We start from the raw sequence: 21,892 nt of genomic DNA on the forward strand, positions 1-21,892 counted from the left end.
TTTCCGAAAACCGCGCAGCGCCGGTAACGCACCGGCCTGCGGTTTCGCTCAGAACGAAAACCCGGTCTTGTTGCGACGCAGGTCTTCGTCGACCATCATCTTGCAGAGCTGTTCGAGCGTCGTCTTGGGTTCCCAGCCGAGCACCGACTTGGCTTTCGCCGGATCGCCAATCAGCAGTTCGACTTCGGCCGGCCGGTGGAACTTGGGGTTCACCTTGACCAGTACCTTGCCGTTCGAAGCATCCACACCCTCTTCTTTCTCGCCTTCGCCACGCCACGCCACTTCTACACCGGTGGCCTTGAACGCCATCGATACAAAATCGCGCACCGTTTCAGTACGATTTGTCGCGAGCACGAACGTGTCCGGCTGGTCGGCCTGAAGCATACGGAACATGCCTTCGACATATTCCTTGGCAAAGCCCCAGTCGCGCTTCGCGTCCATGTTGCCGAGTTCGAGGACGTCGAGCTTGCCAAGCGAAATCTTCGCGACGGAATCTGTAATCTTGCGGGTGACGAACTCCCGGCCACGCAACGGTGACTCGTGGTTGAACAGGATCCCGCTCGAACCGAAGATATCGTAGGACTCGCGATAGTTGATCGTGATCCAGTGCGCGTAGAGCTTCGCAACACCGTAGGGACTACGCGGATAGAAAGGTGTGTCTTCCTTCTGCGGGATCGCCTGGACCTTGCCGAACATTTCCGAAGTCGACGCCTGGTAGAAACGGATGGACCGATCCACGATCCGGATGGCTTCGAGAACGTTCAACGCGCCAACGCCGGTGATTTCAGCCGTCGTTGCCGGCTGGTTGAACGAGACGCCCACGAAGCTTTGCGCCGCAAGGTTGTACACCTCGCGCGGCTGCGCCGCCTCCAGCAAACGGATCGTCGCGCCCAAATCAGTCAGATCATGCTCGATGAGGTTCAGCTTCGGGTGGTTAAGGATACCCAGCTCATCCATACGCCAAAAGTTGACGGAGCTCGTACGCCGATAGGTACCATGAACTTCATAGCCACGGTCCAGCAGCAACTGCGTGAGATATGCCCCGTCCTGCCCCGTGATTCCAGTAACTACTGCGCTCGTCAATTCCATCTCCTTTGGGAAGACCTGTCTTTTGCAAAAGTAGCGCAAAACACAGAATAAAATCTACAAAATGGCCGCAATTATATCTGACGGACAAAACCCGCCATCCGCCAAAACACTGTCTCCAAACCTATTGCTGTAGCCCGAATTTCAAACTGAGGCGTTCCGGCCGGGCTAGACGCCCGAATTTGCCCAAACCGGAAACGTCACAGCTCGTCGACCATATCGGCCGCGTGGCGGCGAAACAGATAAAGGCCCAGTACGCATAACAGCAAGCCCAGGATCAGCACCGGCCAAACCAACGTCCAGTCGGGCCATTGACCATTCACGAGAATCGCCTGATAGCCCAGGATCAGGTCAGCCATGGGATTGAACTTAATGTAAGGCTTGATGCTTTCCGGCAATACATGCCACGGATAAACGATTGGCGTGAACCAGAACCAGAATTGCAGGAGTATCGACATGAACTGGCCAACGTCGCGGAAAAAAACGTTCAGAACGCCTACCGTGATTCCAAGCCCGACACTGAAAACGATCTGTACCAGCAGTAACGGGACCAGACCGAGGAAAGTTACCCCGGGAAAGTTGCCGCTCACCACCAGGAAGATTGTAAACAGAGAAAATATGATCAAAAAATTCATCAACGCCGACAGCCCGACGATGACCGGCAGCGCGATCCGCGGGAAGCTGAGCTTTTTCAGGACATTTGCGTTCTCGATAAAAACGTTCTGCGCTCGAGACACGATTTCCGAAAAAAGACCCCAGGTGAGCACCCCTGCGCACAGGTAAATGCTGAAGCCGAACGTACTGTTCACACCCGGCATTCTTGACTTCATGACTTCAGCGAAGATCACGGTGTAGACCAGGATCATGGCCAAGGGCTGCAAGACTAGCCACAGCGCACCGAGCATGCTGGTGCGGTAGCGCATCTGGAATTCGCGTTTGACGCTGCTAAAAATGAAACCGCGGTACCGGATCAGGGCACCCAACAATGCGCTCAAATCATGTCCTCAGCGTTGAATATCTGGCGGGCCGCGTTGCGAGCCTGCCATTGTGGGGAATTCCGTAAATTGCCCCAAACCCGCCATTGTCCTCGAAGTTTCCGGCAAAAGGCAATCACTGCATGGGTCTTGTGACAAATAGGGCGAAATCGGTTCCCGTCTGCGCCAGGTTGGTACGACCGCCGCTTGACTTTGAGGGCAATAGCCTCAGGCGGCGCATGATTATAAGTGCGAGCAACCGCTGAAAAAAGCGCCCTGACAACCTGATACAAAGCCGAAAAGTAATAATTCCTGACTATTTTCTCGAGCAGTAACTTATGCAACTTTCTTGGTCGCCAGTTTGCATGCCCGTCAGTCAGCGACAGCCTCAGCTATTATGCAAGGTCGGGTCTAACAAGCGACTGACGAAATCCACGAAACCTTGGCAGCGACGCAACCGTCCCGAGTTATTGTGAGTGGCCGAAACAACCTCCGCTGCTAGGGTTCGTTCATCCGCACCATCCACGCTTGGCAACAGATTCACTCCTCTCATCTTTCCTCCATGGCATCTTTATTCCCGCAACGCCCCGTCCCGCTCGCATTCGGCGACATCCAGGGTTGCCGCGAAGCATTTCAGCGTCTGCTGGCAAAAGCGGCCCCAAGCGATGCCACGCCGCTGTGGTTCGCCGGCGACATCATCAATCGCGGCCCGCAGTCCCTTGCCACGTTGCGCGACCTGATCGCGCTCGGCGACCGTGCCGTCGCAGTCCTCGGCAACCATGACCTGCATTTGCTGTCCGTATCGGCGGGGATTCGTAAATCCAAAAAGGGCGACACTATCGATGAAATCCTCGCCGCGCCAGACGCCGCCGATCTTCTCGACTGGGTGCGGCACCGGCCGATTGCGCATTTCGATCACGGCATGCTGATGGTTCACGCCGGCGTTTTGCCGCAGTGGGACGTGGCGACAACGCTCGAACTCGCCGACGAATTCCAGCGCGCGCTACGCGCGCCCAACTGGAAGGAGACGCTTGCGAGTCTCTACGGCAACGAACCGAATCGATGGAAATCCAAGCTCAAAGGCGCTGACCGGCTGCGCGTCATTTGCAACGCGCTCACGCGCCTGCGCTTTTGCTCTGCTGACGGCGACATGGAGTTCTCATCCAGCGGCGGCGTCGGATCCGCCCCTGCCGGGTTCATGCCGTGGTTCGACGTGCCGTCACGCGGGACGTCGGACGTGACGGTGGTCTTCGGCCACTGGGCGGCGATTGGCTTGATTGTCCGCGATAACATCATTGGCCTGGATTCCGGTTGCGTCTGGGGCGAACGACTCACCGCCATGCGCCTCGCCAGCGATCCTGCACAACGGACGGTGACGCAGGTGGAATGCTCGGCTTGCCGCGCGGTGATCGATTAAAGCCGCGATTCCCGCATGCACTGGCGCAGCGCTTCGTCCCATGCGGGCGCCTTGATGCCGAATGTCATCGCCAGCTTGTCGTTTGAAAGCTGTGAGTTCAGTGGCCGTACAGCCGGGGTGGGATACGCGGATGTCGTAATGCTTTTGATCACTGGCCTGGCCGTCTGACAGGAGTTGCGGAAGATCGCCTCCGCGAAACCCGCCCATGATGTCGCTCCTCCAGCCGTGAGATGGTAGATGCCGGAGCTGCGGATCCAGTCGTCGCGCTCGCCGCACAGTAGCTGCGACAACACTTTGGCTGTTCCGCTGGCGACGGTCCTCGACCACGTTGGCGCGCCTGTCTGATCGTTCACTACGCTGAGTTCGTCGCGCTCGGCGCCAAGCCGCAGCATAGTTTGAAGGAAGTTTGTTCCTCTAGCGCCGTAGATCCAGCTCGTGCGAAAGATCAAATGCGCACAGCCCGACGCCGCAATGGCCTGATCTCCCGCCAGTTTGCTCACGCCGTAGACGTTCAGAGGATTCGGCGGATCCCCCTCGACGTACGCGCCGGGCTTCGCACCATCGAAAACGTAATCGGTCGAGTAGTGAACCAGCAACGCGCCAAGACGCTTGGCCTCCTGGGACAACACTTCCGGCGCATCGGCGTTCACTCGCATTGCGCTGGCGGCGTCCGTTTCGGCTGCATCGACAGCCGTATAAGCCGCGGCATTCACGATCAACGAAGGTCTCACGTCTTGCACGACGCGCCGTATCCGATTCGTATCCGATAAATCCAGACCGGCCCGATACAGTGCCACGACGCGGCCAAGGCCCCGCAGACTGCGCGCAAGTTCAAAGCCGATCTGGCCGTTGACGCCGGTTAGCAGAATCGTCGGTTGCGGCAATGCCGAGTCGATCATTACGGCGCTCAAGGGTAATGGTCGGCATCGGCCAGGCTTGCGCCCCCGGCATCTTTTGCGGACAGCACCGGCTCGAAATCTATCGGCCACTGTATGCCGATATCGGGATCGTTCCAGGCAACGCTTCGCGCATGTTCCGGATGCCAGTAATCGGTCGTCTTGTAGAGCGATTGCGCAAACTCCGACAGCACCACAAAACCATGCGCAAATCCCGGTGGAATCCAGACCTGCCGGCGGTTGTCAGCGGACAACTTCACGCCCGTCCAGCGGCCAAAATGCGGCGAGCTTTGACGCATATCGACGGCGACATCGAACACTTCGCCTTCCACCACCCGAACGAGCTTTCCCTGCGGATGTTCGATCTGGTAATGCAAGCCGCGCAACACGCCACGCGCCGAACGCGAATGATTGTCCTGCACGAATTCCACGCCGGCCTGGACTTGCTCGCTGAAGTCGCGAACGTTGAAGCTCTCGAAGAAGAAGCCGCGAGTGTCCGTGAAGACATCTGGTTCGATGATCACGACTCCCGGCAACGCAGCGGCGATTACTTTGAAGGCCATGCGACTTGATGAGTAAGAAGGTTGAGCAGATAACGCCCGTAGGCATTTCTTGCGAGCGGCGCGGCAAGCTTCGAGACTTGTTCGCCGTCGATCCAGCCACTGCGAAAAGCAATTTCTTCAGGACACGCGATCATCAGCCCCTGCCGTTTTTGCAGCGTCGCGATAAACGTCGCGGCCTCGATCAGCGAGTCAGGTGTGCCGGTATCGAGCCACGCAAAACCGCCGCCCATGATCTGGACCTCCAGCTTCTGCTTTCCCAGATACGCCGAATTGATATCGGTGATCTCCAGTTCTCCGCGTGTCGATGGCTTGATACTCCGGGCGATGCGGCACACGTCGTTATCGTAGAAGTAGAGGCCCGTAACCGCATAACTCGAACGGGGAATCCGCGGTTTCTCGTGTATCGATATCGCCTGGAAATCCGCGTCGAATTCCACCACGCCGTAACGCTCGGGATCTTGCACATGGTAGGCAAATACCGTGGCGCCTTCAGGTCTTGCGTTCGCCTGCGCGAGCCGCTTGTCGAGATCCTGACCGTAGAAAATATTGTCGCCGAGAATCAGTGCGCATGGGTCCGCGCCGATAAACCCCTCGCCGATGGTAAACGCTTGCGCCAGCCCATCGGGCGCGGGCTGCACGGCGTACTGGATCTCCATGCCCCACTGGCTTCCGTCACCCAGCATGGCTTCGAAAAGCGGGGCATCGTGGGGCGTCGTGATGACCAGCACTTCGCGGATTCCCGCTGTCATCAGCGTGGACAGGGGATAGTAGATCATCGGTTTGTCGTACACGGGCAGCAATTGCTTCGAGACCACATGTGTGATCGGATAGAGCCGCGTGCCCGTGCCGCCGGCGAGAATGATGCCTTTACGCGCCATCGTCGGTCCTTGTTGTGCTGATACACGCCGTTCGATACGCGCCGGAGATCACATCGCCGACCCACGTCTGATTGTTCAGAAACCAGCGGACTGTTTTCTCGATACCCGTCTCGAACGTTTCCGCCGGCTTCCAGCCGAGTTCGCGCTCGAGCTTGCGGGCATCGATGGCATAACGCCGGTCATGTCCTGGCCGGTCCGTAACGAACGCTATCTGGTCGCGATACGAACCCGCCGCTTTTGGATTCAACCGGTCGAGCCAGTCGCACACCGACTGCACGACCTCGAGGTTCGTCTTCTCGTTCCATCCGCCGACGTTGTAGGTTTCGCCAACTCGGCCGCGCGCCAGCACTTCGCGGATCGCGGCACAGTGGTCGCTCACGTACAACCAGTCGCGGATGTTCAAGCCGTCGCCGTACAGCGGCAGCGGCTTGCCTGCCATGGCGCTCATGACCACAAGAGGTATCAGCTTCTCAGGAAACTGATAAGGGCCGTAATTGTTCGAGCAGTGCGTCGTGACCGTGGGCAAAGCGTAAGTATGGTGATACGAACGCACGAGATGGTCGGAAGCAGCTTTGGTCGCGGAATAAGGGCTATTTGGCGCGTACGGCGTGGTCTCGGAGAAAGGGGCATCGTCGGGGCCCAGAGAACCAAAGACTTCGTCCGTCGATACATGCAGGAAGCGAAACGCCCCTTGTTCGGCATCGGCCAATGATCGCCAGTACGCGAGCGCCGCTTCGAGCAGCGTGAAGGTGCCGACCACGTTGGTCTGCACGAATTCGGCGGGTGCATCGATCGATCTGTCCACGTGGCTTTCAGCCGCGAAATGGACGATCGCGCGAGGTCTGTGCCGAGCGAGTAGCGCGTCAATCGCCGCGCGATCGCAGATGTCCGCGCGTACAAAAACGTGATTCTGGTTATGCTGCAGAGGATGCAGCGTGGACAGATTGCCGGCATAGGTAAGCTTGTCGACGTTGAGCACAGCCTCGCTCGACGCGCTGAGCCACTCAAGCACGAAGTTCGCGCCGATAAACCCAGCCCCGCCCGTAACAAGGATCATGTCAATGCCCGGGCGTGAGCCCCTCGAGGCCTTCAGACTCGGCAGCCACTTCTTCTTGCGTTTCAGCGACCGTCACTACACTCAGCCCCGCCTGCATCCGTCTCAACGCGCCTTCGATTGCCGCCTGCGCCTCTTTCGCCAGCACGCGCCGGTCATCCCCCGCCACGAGCGCATCGCAGACATAGAGATGCGCGGTCAGCGGCCTGGCATGCAGCATCGCATTCAATGTGAAACTAAGCGTCAGGTCATCAATATAAGCCGGCGCCTCCGACTGCCTTCCATTGCCATCCTCGTACATCAAACAAACCGGCTGAACGGGACAACCCGCCGACACCGCCGCCTGAAACAGATTCGAATGAAACGGCAGCAAGTCCTTGCCCGCCGATGTCGTCCCTTCCGGAAACACGCACATCAACTCGCCGCGCTTTAACCGTTCGGACAGCTCATGCATGATCCGTTTCGCATCGCTGCGTTTTTCGCGCTGGAGAAAGATCGTGTCCAGTTGCTGCGCAAGCCAGCCGACGATCGGCCATTGACGCACTTCAGCCTTCGATACAAACGGCGTCGGCCGCCATGCATTCACCACGTAGATATCGATCCACGACACGTGATTACCAACGACCAGCGCGCCGCTATCGAGCCGCGCCTGATCGTTATGGACGACGAGTTTCATGCCGCATCGGCGCAACATCTCGACCGACCACGCGCGGTTCAATTCCATCCGCGTTTGGGGCGTCGCGCTGGGAAAACGCGTCGCCACGGTGAACATGCCGTGCAGCAGATGCGCAAAGATGCGGAGCTTGCGGATGGCGAGCATGGTCTCTCGATCCTCAGCCGGGAAGTGCTTCATAAGCAATGTGCCCGGCCACGATCGTCGCCCTTACCCGCGCCGGCAGCTCGTAGCCGAGGAACGGCGAGTTATGTCCCTGGCTCTTCAGCTTTGCCGGTTCGACCTGCCATTCGGCGGCGGAATCGAAGAGACAGAGGTCGGCGGTATCGCCCACCGCAATGCGTCCCGCGTTCAGCTTGAGCACGCCGGCTGGCGAATTCGTAATGCGCGTCAGCGCCTTCGACAGCGGCACGTTCGCCTCGCGCGCCCACTTCACGGTCAGCGACAACAGCAACTCGAGACCCGTCGCGCCCGGGGTAGCTTCGGCGAAGGGCAGCAGCTTTTCGTCGTCATCGAGCGGGGTGTGATCGGAACAGATTGCATCGATGGTGCCATCGGCCAGACCTGCGCGAATCGCGTCGCGATCGCGCTGCGAGCGCAGCGGCGGATCGAGACGAAACTGCGAGTTGAAATAGCCGATGTCCATGTCCGTCAGATGAACATGGTTGATGGTGACATCGCAGGTCACGGCGAGGCCTTCGGCCTTCGCCTGCCGCATCAGCGCCACGCCCGCGGCCGACGACAAGTGCGACAAGTGCACGCGCGCGCCCGACACGCGGACCAGCTCGAAGATGGTATGCAACGCGATGGTTTCGGCCGACACCGGCACGCCCGACAACCCCAGCCGCGACGCCACCGCGCCGCTCGCCGCCACGCCGCCGCTCGCCATGTAGCTGTCTTGCGGACGCAGCCAGACGGCATAACCGTAAGTGGTCGCATATTGCAGCGCGCGCAAGAGCGTGCGGGTGTTCACGATCGGCGTATCGGCCTGTGAAAATCCGACGCAGCCCGACCCGGTCAACTCGACCATTTCGGTGATCGCCTCGCCTTTGAGCCCGACGGTCAACGCACCCAGCGGATACACGTGCGCCTTGTTCAGCTTGTGCGCGCGAAAACGCAGCATTTCGACAAGACCAGGTTCATCGAGAACGGGATCGGTGTCCGGCGGACACACGAGACTCGTCACACCGCCGGCGGCAGCGGCCGCCATTTCGGATTCCAGCGTGGCCTTGTGCTCGAACCCGGGTTCGCGAAGCCGTGCGCTCAAATCCACAAAACCCGGCGATACCACGAGGCCCTTTGCATCGATGGTACGTGCCGCGTGAAAGTCGGCGGGCGCACGGCCGATTCCCGAGATCTTCCCCTCATCGATAAACACATCGGCGAGTGTCTCGGTGCCTGCGGCCGGGTCGATGACCGTGCCGTCCTGAATATGTATTTGCATTGGCTTAATCACTATTCCCGGCAACGATGCCCATTACCGCCATGCGCACGGCGATCCCGAACGTGACCTGGTTGAGGATCACGGACTGCGGGCCATCGGCGACTTGCGAATCAATTTCGACGCCGCGATTCATCGGTCCCGGATGCATCACGATGGCATCGGGCGCGGCGAGCGCAAGACGCTCGGGTGTGAGTCCCCACGACTTGAAGTACTCCTGCGCCGACGGCAGCAACGCGCCGCTCATGCGCTCGTTCTGCAACCGCAGCATGATGATCACATCGACGTCCTTCAGGCCTTCGTCGAGGTTGTGATACACGTGCACGCCCATCTCGTTCAGGTTGCTCGGCAACAAGGTGCGCGGCCCGATGGCGCGCACTTCGGGCACGCCGAGCGTGGTCAGCGCATGGATGTCGGAGCGCGCCACCCGCGAATGCAGGATGTCGCCGACAATCGCCACACGCAGGTTCCTGAAGTCCTCCTTATAGTGACGGATCGTGTACATGTCGAGCAGGCCTTGCGTCGGATGCGCATGACGCCCGTCGCCGGCGTTGATCACGTGCACATGCGGCGCGCAATGCTCGGCGATCAGATACGGCGCCCCGCTCGATGCATGACGCACCACGAACATGTCGGCGTGCATTGCGGAAAGGTTGTTGATGGTGTCAAGCAGCGATTCGCCCTTGCTCGTGGACGACGCATTGATATTCAGGTTCAGCACGTCCGCCGACAATCTCTTCGCGGCGATCTCGAACGTGGTTCGCGTGCGCGTGGAGTTTTCGAAGAACAGGTTGAAGACCGACTTGCCGCGCAACAGCGGCACTTTCTTGATCTCACGGTCGGTCACGCTGACGAACTGTTCGGCGGTATCGAGAATATGCGTGACGATGGCGCGCGGCAGGCCTTCAATGGTGAGCAGATGCTTGAGTTCGCCGTTTTTGGTGAGCTGCGGATTGCCTTTGAGAAAGCCTGGGCGCGTCACCGCCGGCTTCCTGTCCGGCGCGCTGCTTTCGGCAGAACCCTGAGTGGCCATATTCATGTGGATCCTGGTGGTGCTTGATTCGTGACAAGAAGAAATGCGTACCGCGCGTGTTTGATTAGTGCGTGCTTGATCGGTGCATGCTTAATCGGTGCGTGCTTCGGTGCTGAACGAAAGCGTGCCGTCATCGCGCTGCGTGAGCACGAGATTGGCACTCGCCGATACATCCACAACACCGCCCGTAAAGCGCGCCGCCATGGGCAACTCGCGGCCGCCGCGATCGGCGAGCACGGCGAGTTCCACCTGCGCGGGACGGCCGTAATCGTAGAGCTCGTTGACCGCTGCGCGTACGGTGCGTCCGGTGGACAGCACGTCGTCGATCAGCAGGATCTTCGCGTTATCGATTTCGAACGGCAGGGACGTCGGGCTTGCCTGGCTATGCAGGCCCTTCTTGGCATAGTCATCGCGATGCAGCGCCACGTTCACCACGCCGAACTGCGCCACGTTCAAGTCTTTCGCGAGCCGCGTGGCAAGCCACACACCGCCGCTGTAAATACCGGCGAGCACCGGACCACCCGCTTGCGAGAGCGACTCGCCGTAAGCCGCGCGAATCTGCCCGAGCAACTCGCGATACAACGCCTCGGCGTCAATGGAACTCATGATTGATCGTCGGAAAGTTGGTCGAAATACTGTTGGAGAATGACGCGGGCGGCTTCGGCATCGATATCGTCATAACGGCCCTTCGCGTTCATCTTCACGCCGTTGCGTTTCAATTCGGCCTTCGCTTCCACCGATGAATACCGCTCGTCCACCCAGCTCACCGGCACGCTGAACCGGCCGTTCAACTGATTGCCGAAGCGCGTGGCGAGCTGCGTCATTTCGTGCGGCGTGCCGTCGGGGTGCATCGGCAAACCGACGATCACCGTGCGCGGATTCCACTCTGCAATCAACTGCCCGACCGCCTCGAACCGATATTCCCGGCTGCGGTTTTCAAGCACCGTCAACGCCCGCGCATGGCGCGTCAAGGTATTGCCAACCGCGACGCCGATGCGCTTTTCGCCGTAATCGAAGGCGAGCAACGTGGCTTCGATACGACTTCCAGCGTGGCCGTCACCCGTCATGCGTGGCCCGCTTCGCCCGACAACATGGAAAGCGACACGCCCAGCAACGACAGCGCCGCCTGCAACTTGCCCTCCGCGGGTACGTCGAAGACGACGCGCGGATCAGCTTCGACCGTCAGCCAGCCGTTCTTCGCGATTTCCTCTTCGAGCTGCCCCGCGCCCCAGCCGGCATGGCCGAGCGTGAGCAGGAAGCGCTCGGGACCCTTGCCGCTTGCGACCGCCTCGAGCACGTCTTTCGACGTGGTCATGGCAAGGCCGCCCGGCACGCTCATGGACGATGTATAGACATCGCCGTCGGCGGGATCGTGGAGCACGAAACCGCGCTCGGTCTGCACCGGTCCGCCGAAATAGACGGGCAAATGCACGAGCGGCTCGATCTCGAGCTTCAGGTCGATGCGGTTGAAAAGCGATTGGAGGTCGATGTCGGTCGGCCGGTTGATCACTAGGCCGAGCGCACCACGCTCGCTGTGATCGCAAAGGTAGACTACAGTCCCCGAGAACGTGGGATCGGCCATGCTGGGCATTGCGATCAGGAACTGATTCGTCAAATTGATGCGATCGGGTGTCTTGGACATAATTCGGATTTTAACAAAGGCGATACTTGATGGCCGACTTTGAACTGGGGCTAGTCTGGTTTCGACGAGACCTGCGCGTGGCAGACCATGCTGCACTCTATCACGCACTAACACGCTGTCGCCGGGTGCTGTGCGCCTTCGTTTTCGACCGCGAAATTCTGTCGCCTCTGCCGAAAAACGATCGGCGCGTACCGTTCATTCACGCAAGCGTGATTGAACTGGACCAAACCCTGCGCGAGGCTGGCGGCGGGCTGATGGTGCGTCACGGCATGCCGTCACATGAAATTCCCGAACTCGTGCGCGAATGCGACGTGAACGCCGTGTTCGCCAATCGCGATTATGAGCCGTCGGCCAAAGCGCGCGACGAGGGCATCGAGAAAAAGCTGGCGAGCGCCGACGTTGCGTTTTTCACGTTCAAGGACCAGACCATCTTCCACCAGGACGATGTGCTGACCGGCGCCGGCAAGCCGTACACGGTTTTTACGCCGTACAAGCGCAACTGGCTGGCATCGCTTACCCCGGATGCGCTGAAACCGTATGCTTCGGAGGAAAATCTCTCGGCGTTGGCGAAACTGCCTTCAGGCGTGAAACAAGGGATTCCATCGCTGGAATCGCTTGGGTTCAGCAAGGAGCACGCGCCTGCGTTGCCCGCAGGCACGAGCGGCGCGTACCACCTTTTCGACGACTTCCGCGACCGCATGACCGACTACGACCGGACACGGGATTTTCCCGGAGTCAAAGGGCCGAGCTATCTCAGCGTGCACCTGAGGCACGGCACCATTTCCATACGCGCCTTGGCGCGGGCCGCGCACGACGCCCAACGCCACGGCAATCGCGGCGCGGAAACGTGGCTGTCCGAACTCATCTGGCGCGACTTTTATTTCTCAGTGCTGCACCATTTTCCACAAGTCGGCGTGCCCGGCGACCACAAGGCATTCAAGCCGGTGTACGACCGCATCGAATGGGAAACCGGTGAGGTGGCGGACAGCAATTTCGCCGCGTGGTGCGAAGGCCGCACGGGCTATCCGCTGGTCGATGCCGCCATGCGCCAGATCAACTCATCCGGCTATATGCACAACCGGTTGCGAATGGTCGTTGCGAGTTTTCTGACGAAGGATCTCGGGCTGGACTGGCGTCGCGGGGAACGGTATTTCGAGTCGCTGCTGAATGACTTCGAGTTGTCATCGAATAATGGGGGGTGGCAATGGGCGTCGTCCAGCGGCTGCGACGCCCAGCCGTACTTCCGCATTTTCAATCCGATCACGCAGTCGGAGAAATTCGATGCCAAGGGCAAGTTCATCCGCCATTACGTGCCGGAACTCGCCGGGCTCTCGGACAAGGACATCCACGCACCGTGGAGAGCCAAGCCGGACGCGCTGAAGGCGGCGAGAATCGCTTTGGGCGCGGAATACCCGATGCCTGTCGTCGATCACGATACCGCCCGCAAAGCCACGCTGGCGCGCTATGCGGTGGTCAAAAGCGCGTCCGGTCCTGCTCCGGCCAACGAGGAATAGGACTCAGCGGACCACCGCCAGACCACGCTCGATCATGGCGGTCAGCGCCGCCACCGACGACCCGCCCTCCGACGGCGCGATCCCTGCCGCCGCCTGATGCAGCATCGCGCCGAGCGCCTGAGCGGCGCGCTCGGGAATGGTGGCATCGAGCGGCTGGCCATCGGGCATCATCTGCGCCTCGTAGGCAATGCGCCGCCACGCGAGGCCGAGCGTGTCGGCGAGCAGCGCGACGTGGCCCAGACCCAGTGCGCATGCAGCCGAGCCCAACCGATACGCCGCGTCAGCCGCCTTGATCGCCGCCTGCACATCGATACGCCCCGCCTCCTGCGCCGCCCCGTGCTCGATCAGCGCGCCAATAGCCGGCTCGGCGCTCGTCAGGAAATCCTCGTAAGCCGCCGCGTTCACGCGCAGCACGCCGAGATCGCGCGTGGACGCATCGCGCGCCTGCTCCGCGGTCTTTTCCCACGCTTCCTCAGAAGCTTGCGTGCCCGCGACATGCCAGTGAACGGTCAGGCCGTAGTCGCGCAGGACATCGACCTGGTCGGAATCTTCCGCCGACGCGCCGTATAACGCGTAATCGCGCCACAAAAGCGCGAGCGCGGCGCGTACCAGGGATTTCGGCGCGTGCGTCGAGCCATGCGCCTGATCGGCCAGGATCAGGTTGAAGCGCGCGTACAGACGGCGGGCATCGGCGGCGTTGACGGCATCGGGCTGCAGGCGCAGCGCCTGAACCACCGCGCCGGCCAGGCGCCAAAAGTCGTAGGGATCGGGGCCGGCGAGATCGGCGAGACAGGCATCGAGGATCGACATGGTTTCAGCCTGCCCTCTTTCTTCGTCCACCTTCGAGCGCAGCAGCACCAGCAACGCGCGCTCGTAGTGCGCGCGGACGCGGCCAAGGCGTTCCGGCGAAACCGAGCGCAGCGTGGCCGGCGGGATGGAGCGGCCGGCGAGTGCGAGGTCATCGAAGGAAACAGGCGCGGCGCGGGTATGCGCGGCCATCAGCGCGTGAAGTCCGCGATAGTGATCGAAAAGCAGTGTGGAACACGCGAGTTCGCGCAAATTTCGACGCTCTACGGCGAAACCGAAGTCGCGCAACGCCTCGGCGAACTGGTTGCGCGTTTTCTCCGATAACCCCGCGAGCGGCGACACCAGCACCAGCGTCTCGGCGAAACGCTGCGCGGGTAGCCAGCCGGCTGCGTGCAAGGCGCCTATCGCCCGTCGCAAGACGCCGAGCGTGTCGCCGTCACGCAGAAACGCATGTTGCGCGTCGGTCAGCGCCATTTCAGCAATCCGCACCGCGCCGCCGCGCGGATTGGGCAATGCCTGGAACGTGTTGGTCAAGCCGGACAGAGTAGTCATGGAACGCTCACGAGCCAACGCACAGCGCGAGGCCGTACATTGGATGGATCTGGGTCGAACCCGGGCGCATGTCGCTTATTACATGCTGTTCACATCTTGCGATAGAAACCCGGACCTACGTTTGCCGAATCGTTTCCTTGGCCAAACACTCCTGCGGATTGGCGTTTTCAGGCGTGTCCGGCCCGATGAACAAGCCTTGCGCCTTCGCCCGTGGTCGTGTTGTCTACCGCCTCGACACGCCACGTCATACCGCACGCCCACCTTCCTGCGCTTTGAGATTCCTGCTTCACCACCGTAAACAAAACACGCGCCGCATGAAGGCATCCCATCCATGCGGCGCGGTTTTAAATGCTTTGCTGCATTGTGTCCGAGCCTTTGCTCAGATCTGAACCATCTCAAAGTCTTCCTTGCGAGCGCCGCATTCGGGACACGTCCAGTTGATTGGAACGTCTTCCCAACGCGTGCCGGGCGCTATGCCTTCCTCAGGCAGACCCGCTTCTTCGTCGTAAATCCAGCCACAAATCAGGCACATCCAGCTTCTGTATTCCATGCTTATGTCGCGTCGGGGAATCGGTTAAATGAGTGCATGATGGTACCGGTTTGGCGCTGCGATGCCTAGCAATGCAGCAGCGCTGGGCAATCACCCGGTTTCCGTCATGAAGGATGTCAACATGCACGCCGGCATTTCGCCGGCGATACGAAACGGCGATGGAGCAAATACCGCGCCGTGTGCGCCGTTACGGTTCGCTCAGTGTCTGGCCTGACTTTGCTTGTATCCCCGGAAAAAGTGTCCGGATCATGTGATAAGGCGTCGTTAGGCCGCATAATCGTGCCGTTTGCACCGAACCATTTGTGTCGGCTGCTCGACGATTCTCTAGCCGAAAGACCAGAAAAAGCCCCCCGATGCCTAGCGATACCCCTCCGATTGTTCTTACCTTTGGCTTGTTCGACCCCACCGGCGGTTCCGGCCTGCAGGCCGATTTGTTGACCTTGGCTAGCATGGGCTGCCACGGCCTGACAGTGCTGACCGGCTACGCCGTTCGCGATTCGGCCACCTGCGACGAGGTCACAGGTCTTGATCCCGAAACCGTTAGCACTCAGGCCCGCATGTTGCTGGAAGATATGCCCGTTGCGGCGTTCAAGATCGGCGCGGCGACGCGCGCTGAGGTCGTGGCCGCGATTGCGGAAGTCGTGGCGGACTACGACGACGTCCCGCTTATCGTTGCACCTGATTTCACGCTCGACGACGAACATGCGCTGGCCGCGGACGAACTGCGGGAGTCGATCGCCGATTTGCTGGTGCCGCAAACCACCATGCTCGTTGCCGATCACGCCACCCTCCTGCAGCTCGCGCAGCCCGACGGTGACGCCGAAGCGCCCACGCTCGACGCGGCGATCTCGCACCTGCTTTCACAGGGCTGCGAGTACATACTGGCGACGGAGACGGGCACGCACCGGCACGTGAACACGCTGTACAGCGAGGAAGGCCAGATCCGGCAGGACACGTGGGACCGGTCCGAACATCGCATGATGGGCATTACCGATACGCTTGGCTCGGCAATAGCCGCGCTGCTGGCGAACGGGCAGGAACCGGCGGAAGCTGCGCGCGAAGCGCAAGAATACGTTTTCCAGGCGACGCGAGCCGCCTTCAGGCCCGGCATGGGCATATATATGCCGGATCGATTCTTTTGGGCCCGTTCGAACGATGACGAAGAGACAGCGCCCGTGGTGGTCGACGCGCCACCCGCCGCACCTGGCGAAGCACGCCACTGAAACTGATCTGGAGCGAAACTAAAACATGCCGCTGCGCAAAGCTTCGCTCCCGTCACTCAAAAAACATCCCGTCGGCGCTGTCCGTATAGGCTGCGCCGGTTGGGGGCTTACCGACGCCGTCGGCGAGCATTTCCCCGGCGACGGCACGCACCTCGCGCGCTATTCGCAAGTGCTCACGTGCGTGGAGATTAATTCGAGTTTTTATCGGCCGCATCGTCCCGAGACTTATGCCCGCTGGCGCGACAACGTACCAGACACGTTTCGTTTTTCGGTGAAGATCCCGAAGGCCATTACGCACGACGCACGCCTCGTTTCGTGCGAACCGCTGCTCGACGCGTTCTTCGAATCCGCCATGCAACTCGGCGACACCCTCGGTTGCTGGCTCGTTCAATTGCCGCCCAGCCTCGCGTTCGATGCTGACGAAGCCGAGGCGTTTCTTGCATCGATGCGCGAGCGCACCGCGATTCCCATCGCGCTCGAAGCCCGGCACGAGAGCTGGTTTGCGAAAGGCGCAGCCACGTTGCTGAAATCGAAAATCGTCGCTTACGTCGATGCCGACCCGCAACCCGATGACTGCGCGATCAAGCATCGGGCGGATATGTCTCTGGCGTACTTCCGGCTGCACGGCTCGCCGGACGTGTACCGCTCATCGTATGAATACCCTTACCTCGATGCCCTGGCCCTTACGCTTCACGACCGCGCAAAGAAAGCGCGCGACGTCTGGTGCATCTTCGACAACACCGCCGCTGGCGCCGCGCAATTTAACGCATTACGCGTGAAAAGCCGCCGGGCATTGAACGCCCGTCCCAAGAAACGCATTGCCGTAAAGGAGAAAGTCGATGCGTAAGTACGTGAAATGGTTGAGCGCTGCTTTGCTTCTGACGGGCGATTTGACATCGGCGATGGCGCAGACTGCGCCGGCAACGAACGGAACAAGCGCAACAAACGCAACAAACGTGGCCACACCGGTTGGCGATGGAACGTTCCTCCTAACTATCTTCCTTAAGCACGACGAATCGAAAACGCTGCCGCAGATCAACCAGCAGTTGAAGGAGCAAGGCTACTTCAAGGCGTTTCCTCCGCCCGGCGTTCAGGTGGTTTCATGGTACGTCATGATGGGTATTGGCCAGGTGGTGACGCTGCGTGTTCCCGCCGACAAATTGCGCGAAGTGAATCGCGCAATCGAAAACACCGCGTGGGGCGGATACAGGACAGAGTTCTATCCGACCTACGATTACAAGGCCGTAGCCGAACAGATGCGCGAACAGAACAGCAATAACAGCAATAACAGCAAGTAAAACTTGGGTTGACGCGCATACGAAAAAACCCGCACCGGTTGCCCGATGCGGGTTTTTTCTTTGACAACTTCTGGCAAAACGCAGACTACCGAAGAAGCCCGCGTTGTCACGCAATTCCGGCAGAAGCCGAAATTACATGTCCATGCCCATGCCGCCCATTCCGCCCGGCATTCCGCCGCCGCCCATCGGACCGTCTTCCTTCGGCAGTTCCGACACAGCGCAGTCGGTCGTCAGCAGCAGACCTGCTACCGATGCCGCGTTTTGCAGTGCCGTACGCGTCACCTTGGTCGGGTCCACAACACCGGCTTCCACCAGGTCGACGTACTCGCCCGTTTGCGCGTTGTAGCCGAAGTTGCCCGTACCGGCTGCAACTGCTGCCACCACGACGCTGGCTTCTTCGCCACCGTTCGTGACGATCTGGCGAAGCGGCTCTTCCATCGCGCGCAGCACGATCTTGATGCCAGCGTCCTGATCAGCGTTGTCGCCCTTCAGGTCCTTCAATGCCAGACGTGCGCGGATCAGCGCAACGCCGCCGCCAGCCACGATGCCTTCTTCCACAGCTGCGCGCGTTGCGTGCAGTGCGTCTTCAACACGGGCCTTCTTTTCCTTCATTTCGACTTCGGTAGCAGCACCAACCTTGATCACTGCAACGCCGCCAGCCAGCTTGGCGACACGTTCCTGCAGCTTTTCACGGTCGTAGTCCGACGTTGCTTCTTCGATTTGCGTGCGAACTTGCTTCACGCGCGCTTCGATGTTTGCGGCTTCGCCAGCGCCGTCGATGATCGTGGTGTTTTCCTTCGCCACTTCGATGCGCTTGGCCGAACCCAGCTCGGCCAGGGTAGCCTTTTCCAGCGTCAGGCCGGTTTCTTCAGCGATGACTTGACCACCGGTCAGGATCGCGATGTCTTCCAGCATGGCCTTGCGACGATCGCCAAAGCCCGGAGCCTTGACAGCAACAGTCTTCAGGATGCCGCGGATGTTGTTCACAACCAGCGTAGCCAGTGCTTCGCCTTCGACATCTTCAGCGATGATCAGCAGCGGGCGGCCAGCCTTGGCAACCTGTTCCAGGATCGGGAGCAGATCGCGGATGTTCGAAACCTTCTTGTCGTGCAGCAGCACGAACGGGTTTTCGAGAATGGCGACTTGCTTTTCCGGCGTGTTGATGAAGTACGGTGACAGGTAGCCGCGGTCGAATTGCATACCTTCAACCACGTCCAGCTCGTCTTCCAGCGACTTGCCGTCTTCAACCGTGATCACGCCTTCCTTGCCGACCTTGTCCATTGCTTCTGCAATGCGGTCACCAATCGACGAATCGCTGTTAGCCGAAATCGCGCCGACTTGTGCGATTTCTTTGTTCGTCGTGCAAGGCTTGCTGATCTTGCGCAGTTCTTCGATAGCAGCGGTCACTGCCTTGTCGATACCGCGCTTCAGGTCCATCGGGTTCATGCCCGATGCAACATACTTCATGCCTTCGCGAACGATCGACTGGGCGAGAACCGTAGCCGTCGTCGTGCCGTCGCCGGCGTTGTCGCTGGTGCGGGAAGCAACTTCCTTCACCATTTGCGCGCCCATGTTTTGGAGCTTGTCTTTCAATTCGATTTCTTTCGCAACCGAAACACCGTCCTTCGTGACCGTCGGGCCGCCGAAGCTGCGTTCCAGGACGACGTTACGGCCCTTCGGGCCCAGCGTGACCTTGACCGCATTGGCCAGGATGTTCACGCCTTCAACCATCTTTGCACGGGCGATATCGCCAAATACGACTTCTTTAGCTGCCATATTCAAACTCCTTAATTCGTTTCAGTTTTGGCTTATTCCAGGCCGGGCGAGAGTCGCGGGAAAGCGGTTCGATCGCGCCGGCTTGGGGGCCGCAGGCTTGAAGGTGATTACTTGACCAGAACGGCCATGATGTCTTCTTCGCGCATCACGAGCAGTTCATTGCCATCGACCTTGACGGTCTGACCAGCGTATTTACCGAACAGCACGCGGTCGCCCACTTTGACGTCGAGGGCGTTTTGCGTACCCTTGTCATCGCGCTTGCCCGGGCCGACAGCCAGGATTTCGCCTTGATCCGGCTTTTCAGCTGCAGCGTCGGGGATGATGAGGCCCGAGGCAGTCTTGGTTTCCTGATCCAGACGCTTGACGATGACGCGATCGTGCAAAGGACGAAGGTTCATACACACTCCTTTCTTAACTGAGACTTTAAAAAACGCGGGAAACCCGTCCGACGACTCACAGAATCACCGGCCGGAAAACTGTTAGCACTCTCGTGCGACGAGTGCTAAGTATATGGCACTCCAGTCGGTAATTTCAAGAAGGATATGGAGAACGACGAGAAATACGCTCGGGTTTCGGAATCTCGAACTGTAACGATTCAACTGGCGTTCGCCAGCGCTTACCGCAAACCGACCATGAGATCTTCTTGGCGATACGGCAGACCACGGGCAACGCCACTGCTCGTCTTCAAGTGATCTGACGAGGAACGTCGTCATTTGTGTGTCAGGTATATACCGTGGGACGCCGAGGACTGCCAATGTGCGGTGCACCCGAATGCTTGCTGGGATCAGCACCATTGAAAGGTGTAAGTAATTGCGGGGCGGAAGAATTGGCAACTTAGTTGCTGACCGCGCGACGCGAAATTAGGCAGCAAACGGCTAACGACGTGGTGGTTGAGAGTCGCTAGTCGACCCGAAACCGACGGACCCTCAGACTGCCTGAGCGGCCAGTTTTTGCGCGGCTCCAGTCGCTTGAATAATCTGATCTCCCGCCTCGTACATTTGCGCAGCCGCGCGCGGTTTCGCAACATGCGCCACGGATCCTGCTCATCTACGGTTCGTTGCGCCCCAAGTCATACAGCCGATTATTAACGTTAGAAGCCGAACGCATCCTGCGCCATTTCGGCGCCGAAACACGGGCTTCGATCCGCACGGCCTGCCGGTGACCGACAGTGTCAGTGCTGATCATCCGAAAGTGGCCGAACTACGCGCGCTGTCGGAATGGTCGGAAAGCCAAGTATGGTGCGGCCCGGAGCGTCACGGCACGCTCACGGCCGTATTTAAAAACCAGATCGACTGGCTACCGCTCGAAATCGGCGGCATCCGCTCGACCCAAGGCCGCACGCTCGCGGTGATGCAGGTGTGCGGCGGATCGCAGTCGTTCAATGCGGTCAATGCGTTGCGCGTGCTCGCCGCTGGATGCGCATGGTGACCATTCCGAACCAGTCGTCGGTGGCAAAGGCTTGGCAGGAATTCGATGCTGAGGGACGAATGAAACCATCGGCTTACTACGATCGCGTCGTCGACGTGATGGAAGAGCTGTACAAATTCACGCTGCTCGTGCGCGATCGCTCGGAGTACTTGACCGACCGTTACAGCGAGCGAAAAGAAGCGCATCCGGAGCTTGCGACGTCGCTGGCGAGCGCCGCGATGAACCCAGAGGTGGTAAGCGTCAACGCCGATACCGATGACAGCGAAACGGAGTGACGGCGTCCGCGCGACATGGGCACTCGCAGCCGCGCAACTCGTGTCGTAGGGTTCGATCTATTACGCGTTCGCGCTATTTGTCGTACCGATGGAAAGCGCGCTAGGTTAGAGCCGTACCGCCACAACGCAGCGCTCTCGATCGGTCTGCTGATCTTGGGACTCGCGGCGTATCCCATCGGGACGTGGATCGATCGCGGCCACGGCCGTCGCGTCATGGTCTGCGGGTCTATCCTTGCTGCGGCTATGTTGGCGCTATGGTCTCAGGCACATAGCCTCGCGATATTGTTTGTCGTCTGGGCCGGTCTTGGCGTCGCGATGGCTGACACGCTCTACGATCCGGTCTTCGCGGCGGTCACACGCGATTTTCCTGACAGCTTTCGCACCCGGATCACGCTCATTACGCTGGTAGCCGGTTTTGCGAGTACGGTTTCATCCCCCTAACTCAAGGCCTCATCAAATGGTGCGATTAGCGGGGCGCATTGCTCGTGCTTGCGGCGTTCAATCTGGCGATCTGCCTGCCGCTGCACATCTTCGCGATCGGCCGGGATGCGCCACGCGATGGAGAATCAAATTACAAGGCGACGCAGAAGCTGCCAATGCAGCGGCCACACGGCGCACACTACGCACGCCAACATTCTGGGCGCTCGCAGTGTGCTTCACAGCCTACTACGCCACATTTGCTGCGCTCACGTTCCATCTGGTACCACTGATGGCGCAACGGCGCGTGTCGCCTGCGCTGATCTTGACGACGATGGCCGTCATTGGCCCGGCGCAAGTTTTGGCTTCGGCATTCTGATTCCCACCAGATCTAG

At 59.9% G+C, this 21,892-nt stretch carries 21 protein-coding genes and 2 pseudogenes; 7 read left to right on the top strand and 16 right to left on the bottom strand.

Going from position 1 to position 21,892, the window contains the following annotated elements:
• Window positions 1-48: 48 nt before the first annotated feature.
• Together gmd and AX768_RS12150 are read right to left on the bottom strand one after the other, a co-directional pair.
• The gene (gene gmd / locus AX768_RS12145) at window positions 49-1,089 is read right to left on the bottom strand and encodes a GDP-mannose 4,6-dehydratase (RefSeq protein ID WP_062000166.1); all 1,041 of its coding nucleotides are present in this window, start codon (window positions 1,087-1,089) and stop codon (window positions 49-51) included.
• A gap of 197 nt (window positions 1,090-1,286) precedes the next feature.
• On the bottom strand, window positions 1,287-2,081 hold the full coding sequence (locus AX768_RS12150; RefSeq protein ID WP_062000167.1) for an ABC transporter permease: 795 nt from the start codon (window positions 2,079-2,081) through the stop codon (window positions 1,287-1,289).
• 541 nt (window positions 2,082-2,622) lie between these two features.
• Here AX768_RS12150 and AX768_RS12155 point away from each other — a divergent pair.
• Window positions 2,623-3,477 carry a symmetrical bis(5'-nucleosyl)-tetraphosphatase gene (locus AX768_RS12155; protein WP_062000168.1) on the top strand — a complete coding sequence of 285 codons (855 nt, stop codon included), beginning with the start codon at window positions 2,623-2,625 and terminating at the stop codon, window positions 3,475-3,477.
• Here AX768_RS12155 and rfbD read toward each other — a convergent pair.
• The 10 genes from rfbD to AX768_RS12205 form a co-directional block, all read right to left on the bottom strand.
• Entirely contained in the window at window positions 3,474-4,376 is a 903-nt protein-coding gene (gene rfbD / locus AX768_RS12160; protein ID WP_062000169.1) for a dTDP-4-dehydrorhamnose reductase, read from the bottom strand. The genes AX768_RS12155 and rfbD overlap by 4 nt on opposite strands.
• Before the next feature lie 8 nt (window positions 4,377-4,384).
• Window positions 4,385-4,936, bottom strand: coding sequence for a dTDP-4-dehydrorhamnose 3,5-epimerase (gene rfbC / locus AX768_RS12165; protein WP_062000170.1), 552 nt, complete (start codon window positions 4,934-4,936; stop codon window positions 4,385-4,387).
• Window positions 4,921-5,814 (bottom strand): glucose-1-phosphate thymidylyltransferase RfbA, encoded by an 894-nt coding sequence (gene rfbA / locus AX768_RS12170; protein ID WP_062000171.1) that lies wholly within the window; start codon window positions 5,812-5,814, stop codon window positions 4,921-4,923. The genes rfbC and rfbA overlap by 16 nt, the downstream gene beginning before the upstream one ends.
• Window positions 5,804-6,871 carry a dTDP-glucose 4,6-dehydratase gene (rfbB, locus tag AX768_RS12175; protein ID WP_062000172.1) on the bottom strand — a complete coding sequence of 356 codons (1,068 nt, stop codon included), beginning with the start codon at window positions 6,869-6,871 and terminating at the stop codon, window positions 5,804-5,806. Before rfbB ends, rfbA begins: the two co-directional genes overlap by 11 nt.
• 1 nt (window position 6,872) lies before the next feature.
• A complete protein-coding gene (locus AX768_RS12180) occupies window positions 6,873-7,721 on the bottom strand; it encodes a lysophospholipid acyltransferase family protein (RefSeq protein ID WP_231941270.1) in 849 nt (282 codons plus the stop codon).
• The gene (locus AX768_RS12185) at window positions 7,702-8,985 is read right to left on the bottom strand and encodes a dihydroorotase (RefSeq protein WP_062000174.1); all 1,284 of its coding nucleotides are present in this window, start codon (window positions 8,983-8,985) and stop codon (window positions 7,702-7,704) included. Before AX768_RS12185 ends, AX768_RS12180 begins: the two co-directional genes overlap by 20 nt.
• Before the next feature lie 4 nt (window positions 8,986-8,989).
• On the bottom strand, window positions 8,990-10,021 hold the full coding sequence (locus AX768_RS12190) for an aspartate carbamoyltransferase catalytic subunit (protein WP_144022067.1): 1,032 nt from the start codon (window positions 10,019-10,021) through the stop codon (window positions 8,990-8,992).
• A gap of 84 nt (window positions 10,022-10,105) precedes the next feature.
• Window positions 10,106-10,621 carry a bifunctional pyr operon transcriptional regulator/uracil phosphoribosyltransferase PyrR gene (pyrR, locus tag AX768_RS12195; RefSeq protein ID WP_062000175.1) on the bottom strand — a complete coding sequence of 172 codons (516 nt, stop codon included), beginning with the start codon at window positions 10,619-10,621 and terminating at the stop codon, window positions 10,106-10,108.
• Window positions 10,618-11,082: a Holliday junction resolvase RuvX gene (ruvX, locus tag AX768_RS12200; protein ID WP_439823407.1), complete on the bottom strand. Its 465-nt coding sequence runs from the start codon at window positions 11,080-11,082 to the stop codon at window positions 10,618-10,620. The genes pyrR and ruvX overlap by 4 nt, the downstream gene beginning before the upstream one ends.
• Complete coding sequence (locus AX768_RS12205) at window positions 11,079-11,657, bottom strand: YqgE/AlgH family protein (protein ID WP_062000176.1); 579 nt, start codon at window positions 11,655-11,657, stop codon at window positions 11,079-11,081. Before AX768_RS12205 ends, ruvX begins: the two co-directional genes overlap by 4 nt.
• A 29-nt stretch (window positions 11,658-11,686) precedes the next feature.
• Here AX768_RS12205 and AX768_RS12210 point away from each other — a divergent pair, with 29 nt between their 5' ends.
• Window positions 11,687-13,171, top strand: a complete 1,485-nt coding sequence (locus AX768_RS12210) for a cryptochrome/photolyase family protein (protein WP_062000177.1) — start codon at window positions 11,687-11,689, stop codon at window positions 13,169-13,171.
• Window positions 13,172-13,174: 3 nt separating this feature from the next.
• Here AX768_RS12210 and AX768_RS12215 read toward each other — a convergent pair whose 3' ends face one another.
• Both AX768_RS12215 and AX768_RS12220 read right to left on the bottom strand, forming a co-directional pair.
• A complete protein-coding gene (locus tag AX768_RS12215; protein WP_062000178.1) occupies window positions 13,175-14,530 on the bottom strand; it encodes a hypothetical protein in 1,356 nt (451 codons plus the stop codon).
• A 379-nt stretch (window positions 14,531-14,909) separates the two neighbouring features.
• Window positions 14,910-15,080: a rubredoxin gene (locus AX768_RS12220; protein WP_025527884.1), complete on the bottom strand. Its 171-nt coding sequence runs from the start codon at window positions 15,078-15,080 to the stop codon at window positions 14,910-14,912.
• 353 nt (window positions 15,081-15,433) lie between these two features.
• Here AX768_RS12220 and AX768_RS12225 point away from each other — a divergent pair, with 353 nt between their 5' ends.
• The 3 genes from AX768_RS12225 to AX768_RS12235 are packed head-to-tail and all read left to right on the top strand — an operon-like array spanning window position 15,434 to window position 17,601.
• The gene (locus tag AX768_RS12225; protein ID WP_062000179.1) at window positions 15,434-16,303 is read left to right on the top strand and encodes a hydroxymethylpyrimidine/phosphomethylpyrimidine kinase; all 870 of its coding nucleotides are present in this window, start codon (window positions 15,434-15,436) and stop codon (window positions 16,301-16,303) included.
• Between the two features lie 25 nt (window positions 16,304-16,328).
• The gene (locus AX768_RS12230) at window positions 16,329-17,150 is read left to right on the top strand and encodes a DUF72 domain-containing protein (protein ID WP_062000180.1); all 822 of its coding nucleotides are present in this window, start codon (window positions 16,329-16,331) and stop codon (window positions 17,148-17,150) included.
• Window positions 17,143-17,601: a hypothetical protein gene (locus AX768_RS12235; RefSeq protein WP_155524235.1), complete on the top strand. Its 459-nt coding sequence runs from the start codon at window positions 17,143-17,145 to the stop codon at window positions 17,599-17,601. Before AX768_RS12230 ends, AX768_RS12235 begins: the two co-directional genes overlap by 8 nt.
• Window positions 17,602-17,733: 132 nt before the next feature.
• Here the strand turns inward: AX768_RS12235 and groL are convergent, their stop codons facing one another.
• Both groL and AX768_RS12245 read right to left on the bottom strand, forming a co-directional pair.
• Window positions 17,734-19,377, bottom strand: a complete 1,644-nt coding sequence (groL, locus tag AX768_RS12240; protein ID WP_062000181.1) for a chaperonin GroEL — start codon at window positions 19,375-19,377, stop codon at window positions 17,734-17,736.
• A gap of 107 nt (window positions 19,378-19,484) precedes the next feature.
• Window positions 19,485-19,775, bottom strand: a complete 291-nt coding sequence (locus AX768_RS12245; RefSeq protein WP_031362728.1) for a co-chaperone GroES — start codon at window positions 19,773-19,775, stop codon at window positions 19,485-19,487.
• Window positions 19,776-20,383: 608 nt separating this feature from the next.
• Between AX768_RS12245 and arsH the strand changes: the two are divergent.
• Window positions 20,384-21,080: pseudogene (gene arsH / locus AX768_RS12250) on the top strand (arsenical resistance protein ArsH); the annotation flags it as partial.
• Window positions 21,061-21,864: pseudogene (locus AX768_RS32000) on the top strand (MFS transporter); the annotation flags it as partial. The pseudogenes arsH and AX768_RS32000, both read left to right, overlap by 20 nt.
• Between the last annotated feature and the right edge of the window lie 28 nt (window positions 21,865-21,892).

The organism is Burkholderia sp. PAMC 28687, from assembly GCF_001577465.1.
Taxonomy (GTDB): Bacteria; Pseudomonadota; Gammaproteobacteria; order Burkholderiales; family Burkholderiaceae; genus Caballeronia.

Bases quoted from the DNA above. Each gene is read 5' to 3' on its own strand.
- AX768_RS12235 (WP_155524235.1), top strand. From the start codon at position 17,143: ATGCGTAAGTACGTGAAATGGTTGAGCGCTGCTTTGCTTCTGACGGGC.
- pyrR (WP_062000175.1), bottom strand. From the start codon at position 10,621: ATGAGTTCCATTGACGCCGAGGCGTTGTATCGCGAGTTGCTCGGGCAG.
- AX768_RS12180 (WP_231941270.1), bottom strand. From the start codon at position 7,721: ATGAAGCACTTCCCGGCTGAGGATCGAGAGACCATGCTCGCCATCCGC.
- AX768_RS12205 (WP_062000176.1), bottom strand. From the start codon at position 11,657: ATGTCCAAGACACCCGATCGCATCAATTTGACGAATCAGTTCCTGATC.
- AX768_RS12155 (WP_062000168.1), top strand. From the start codon at position 2,623: ATGGCATCTTTATTCCCGCAACGCCCCGTCCCGCTCGCATTCGGCGAC.
- rfbB (WP_062000172.1), bottom strand. From the start codon at position 6,871: ATGATCCTTGTTACGGGCGGGGCTGGGTTTATCGGCGCGAACTTCGTG.
- AX768_RS12230 (WP_062000180.1), top strand. From the start codon at position 16,329: ATGCCGCTGCGCAAAGCTTCGCTCCCGTCACTCAAAAAACATCCCGTC.
- AX768_RS12210 (WP_062000177.1), top strand. From the start codon at position 11,687: ATGGCCGACTTTGAACTGGGGCTAGTCTGGTTTCGACGAGACCTGCGC.
- AX768_RS12220 (WP_025527884.1), bottom strand. From the start codon at position 15,080: ATGGAATACAGAAGCTGGATGTGCCTGATTTGTGGCTGGATTTACGAC.
- gmd (WP_062000166.1), bottom strand. From the start codon at position 1,089: ATGGAATTGACGAGCGCAGTAGTTACTGGAATCACGGGGCAGGACGGG.
- AX768_RS12190 (WP_144022067.1), bottom strand. From the start codon at position 10,021: ATGAATATGGCCACTCAGGGTTCTGCCGAAAGCAGCGCGCCGGACAGG.
- rfbC (WP_062000170.1), bottom strand. From the start codon at position 4,936: ATGGCCTTCAAAGTAATCGCCGCTGCGTTGCCGGGAGTCGTGATCATC.
- rfbD (WP_062000169.1), bottom strand. From the start codon at position 4,376: ATGATCGACTCGGCATTGCCGCAACCGACGATTCTGCTAACCGGCGTC.
- rfbA (WP_062000171.1), bottom strand. From the start codon at position 5,814: ATGGCGCGTAAAGGCATCATTCTCGCCGGCGGCACGGGCACGCGGCTC.
- ruvX (WP_439823407.1), bottom strand. From the start codon at position 11,082: ATGACGGGTGACGGCCACGCTGGAAGTCGTATCGAAGCCACGTTGCTC.
- groL (WP_062000181.1), bottom strand. From the start codon at position 19,377: ATGGCAGCTAAAGAAGTCGTATTTGGCGATATCGCCCGTGCAAAGATG.
- AX768_RS12225 (WP_062000179.1), top strand. From the start codon at position 15,434: ATGCCTAGCGATACCCCTCCGATTGTTCTTACCTTTGGCTTGTTCGAC.
- AX768_RS12245 (WP_031362728.1), bottom strand. From the start codon at position 19,775: ATGAACCTTCGTCCTTTGCACGATCGCGTCATCGTCAAGCGTCTGGAT.
- AX768_RS12215 (WP_062000178.1), bottom strand. From the start codon at position 14,530: ATGACTACTCTGTCCGGCTTGACCAACACGTTCCAGGCATTGCCCAAT.
- AX768_RS12185 (WP_062000174.1), bottom strand. From the start codon at position 8,985: ATGCAAATACATATTCAGGACGGCACGGTCATCGACCCGGCCGCAGGC.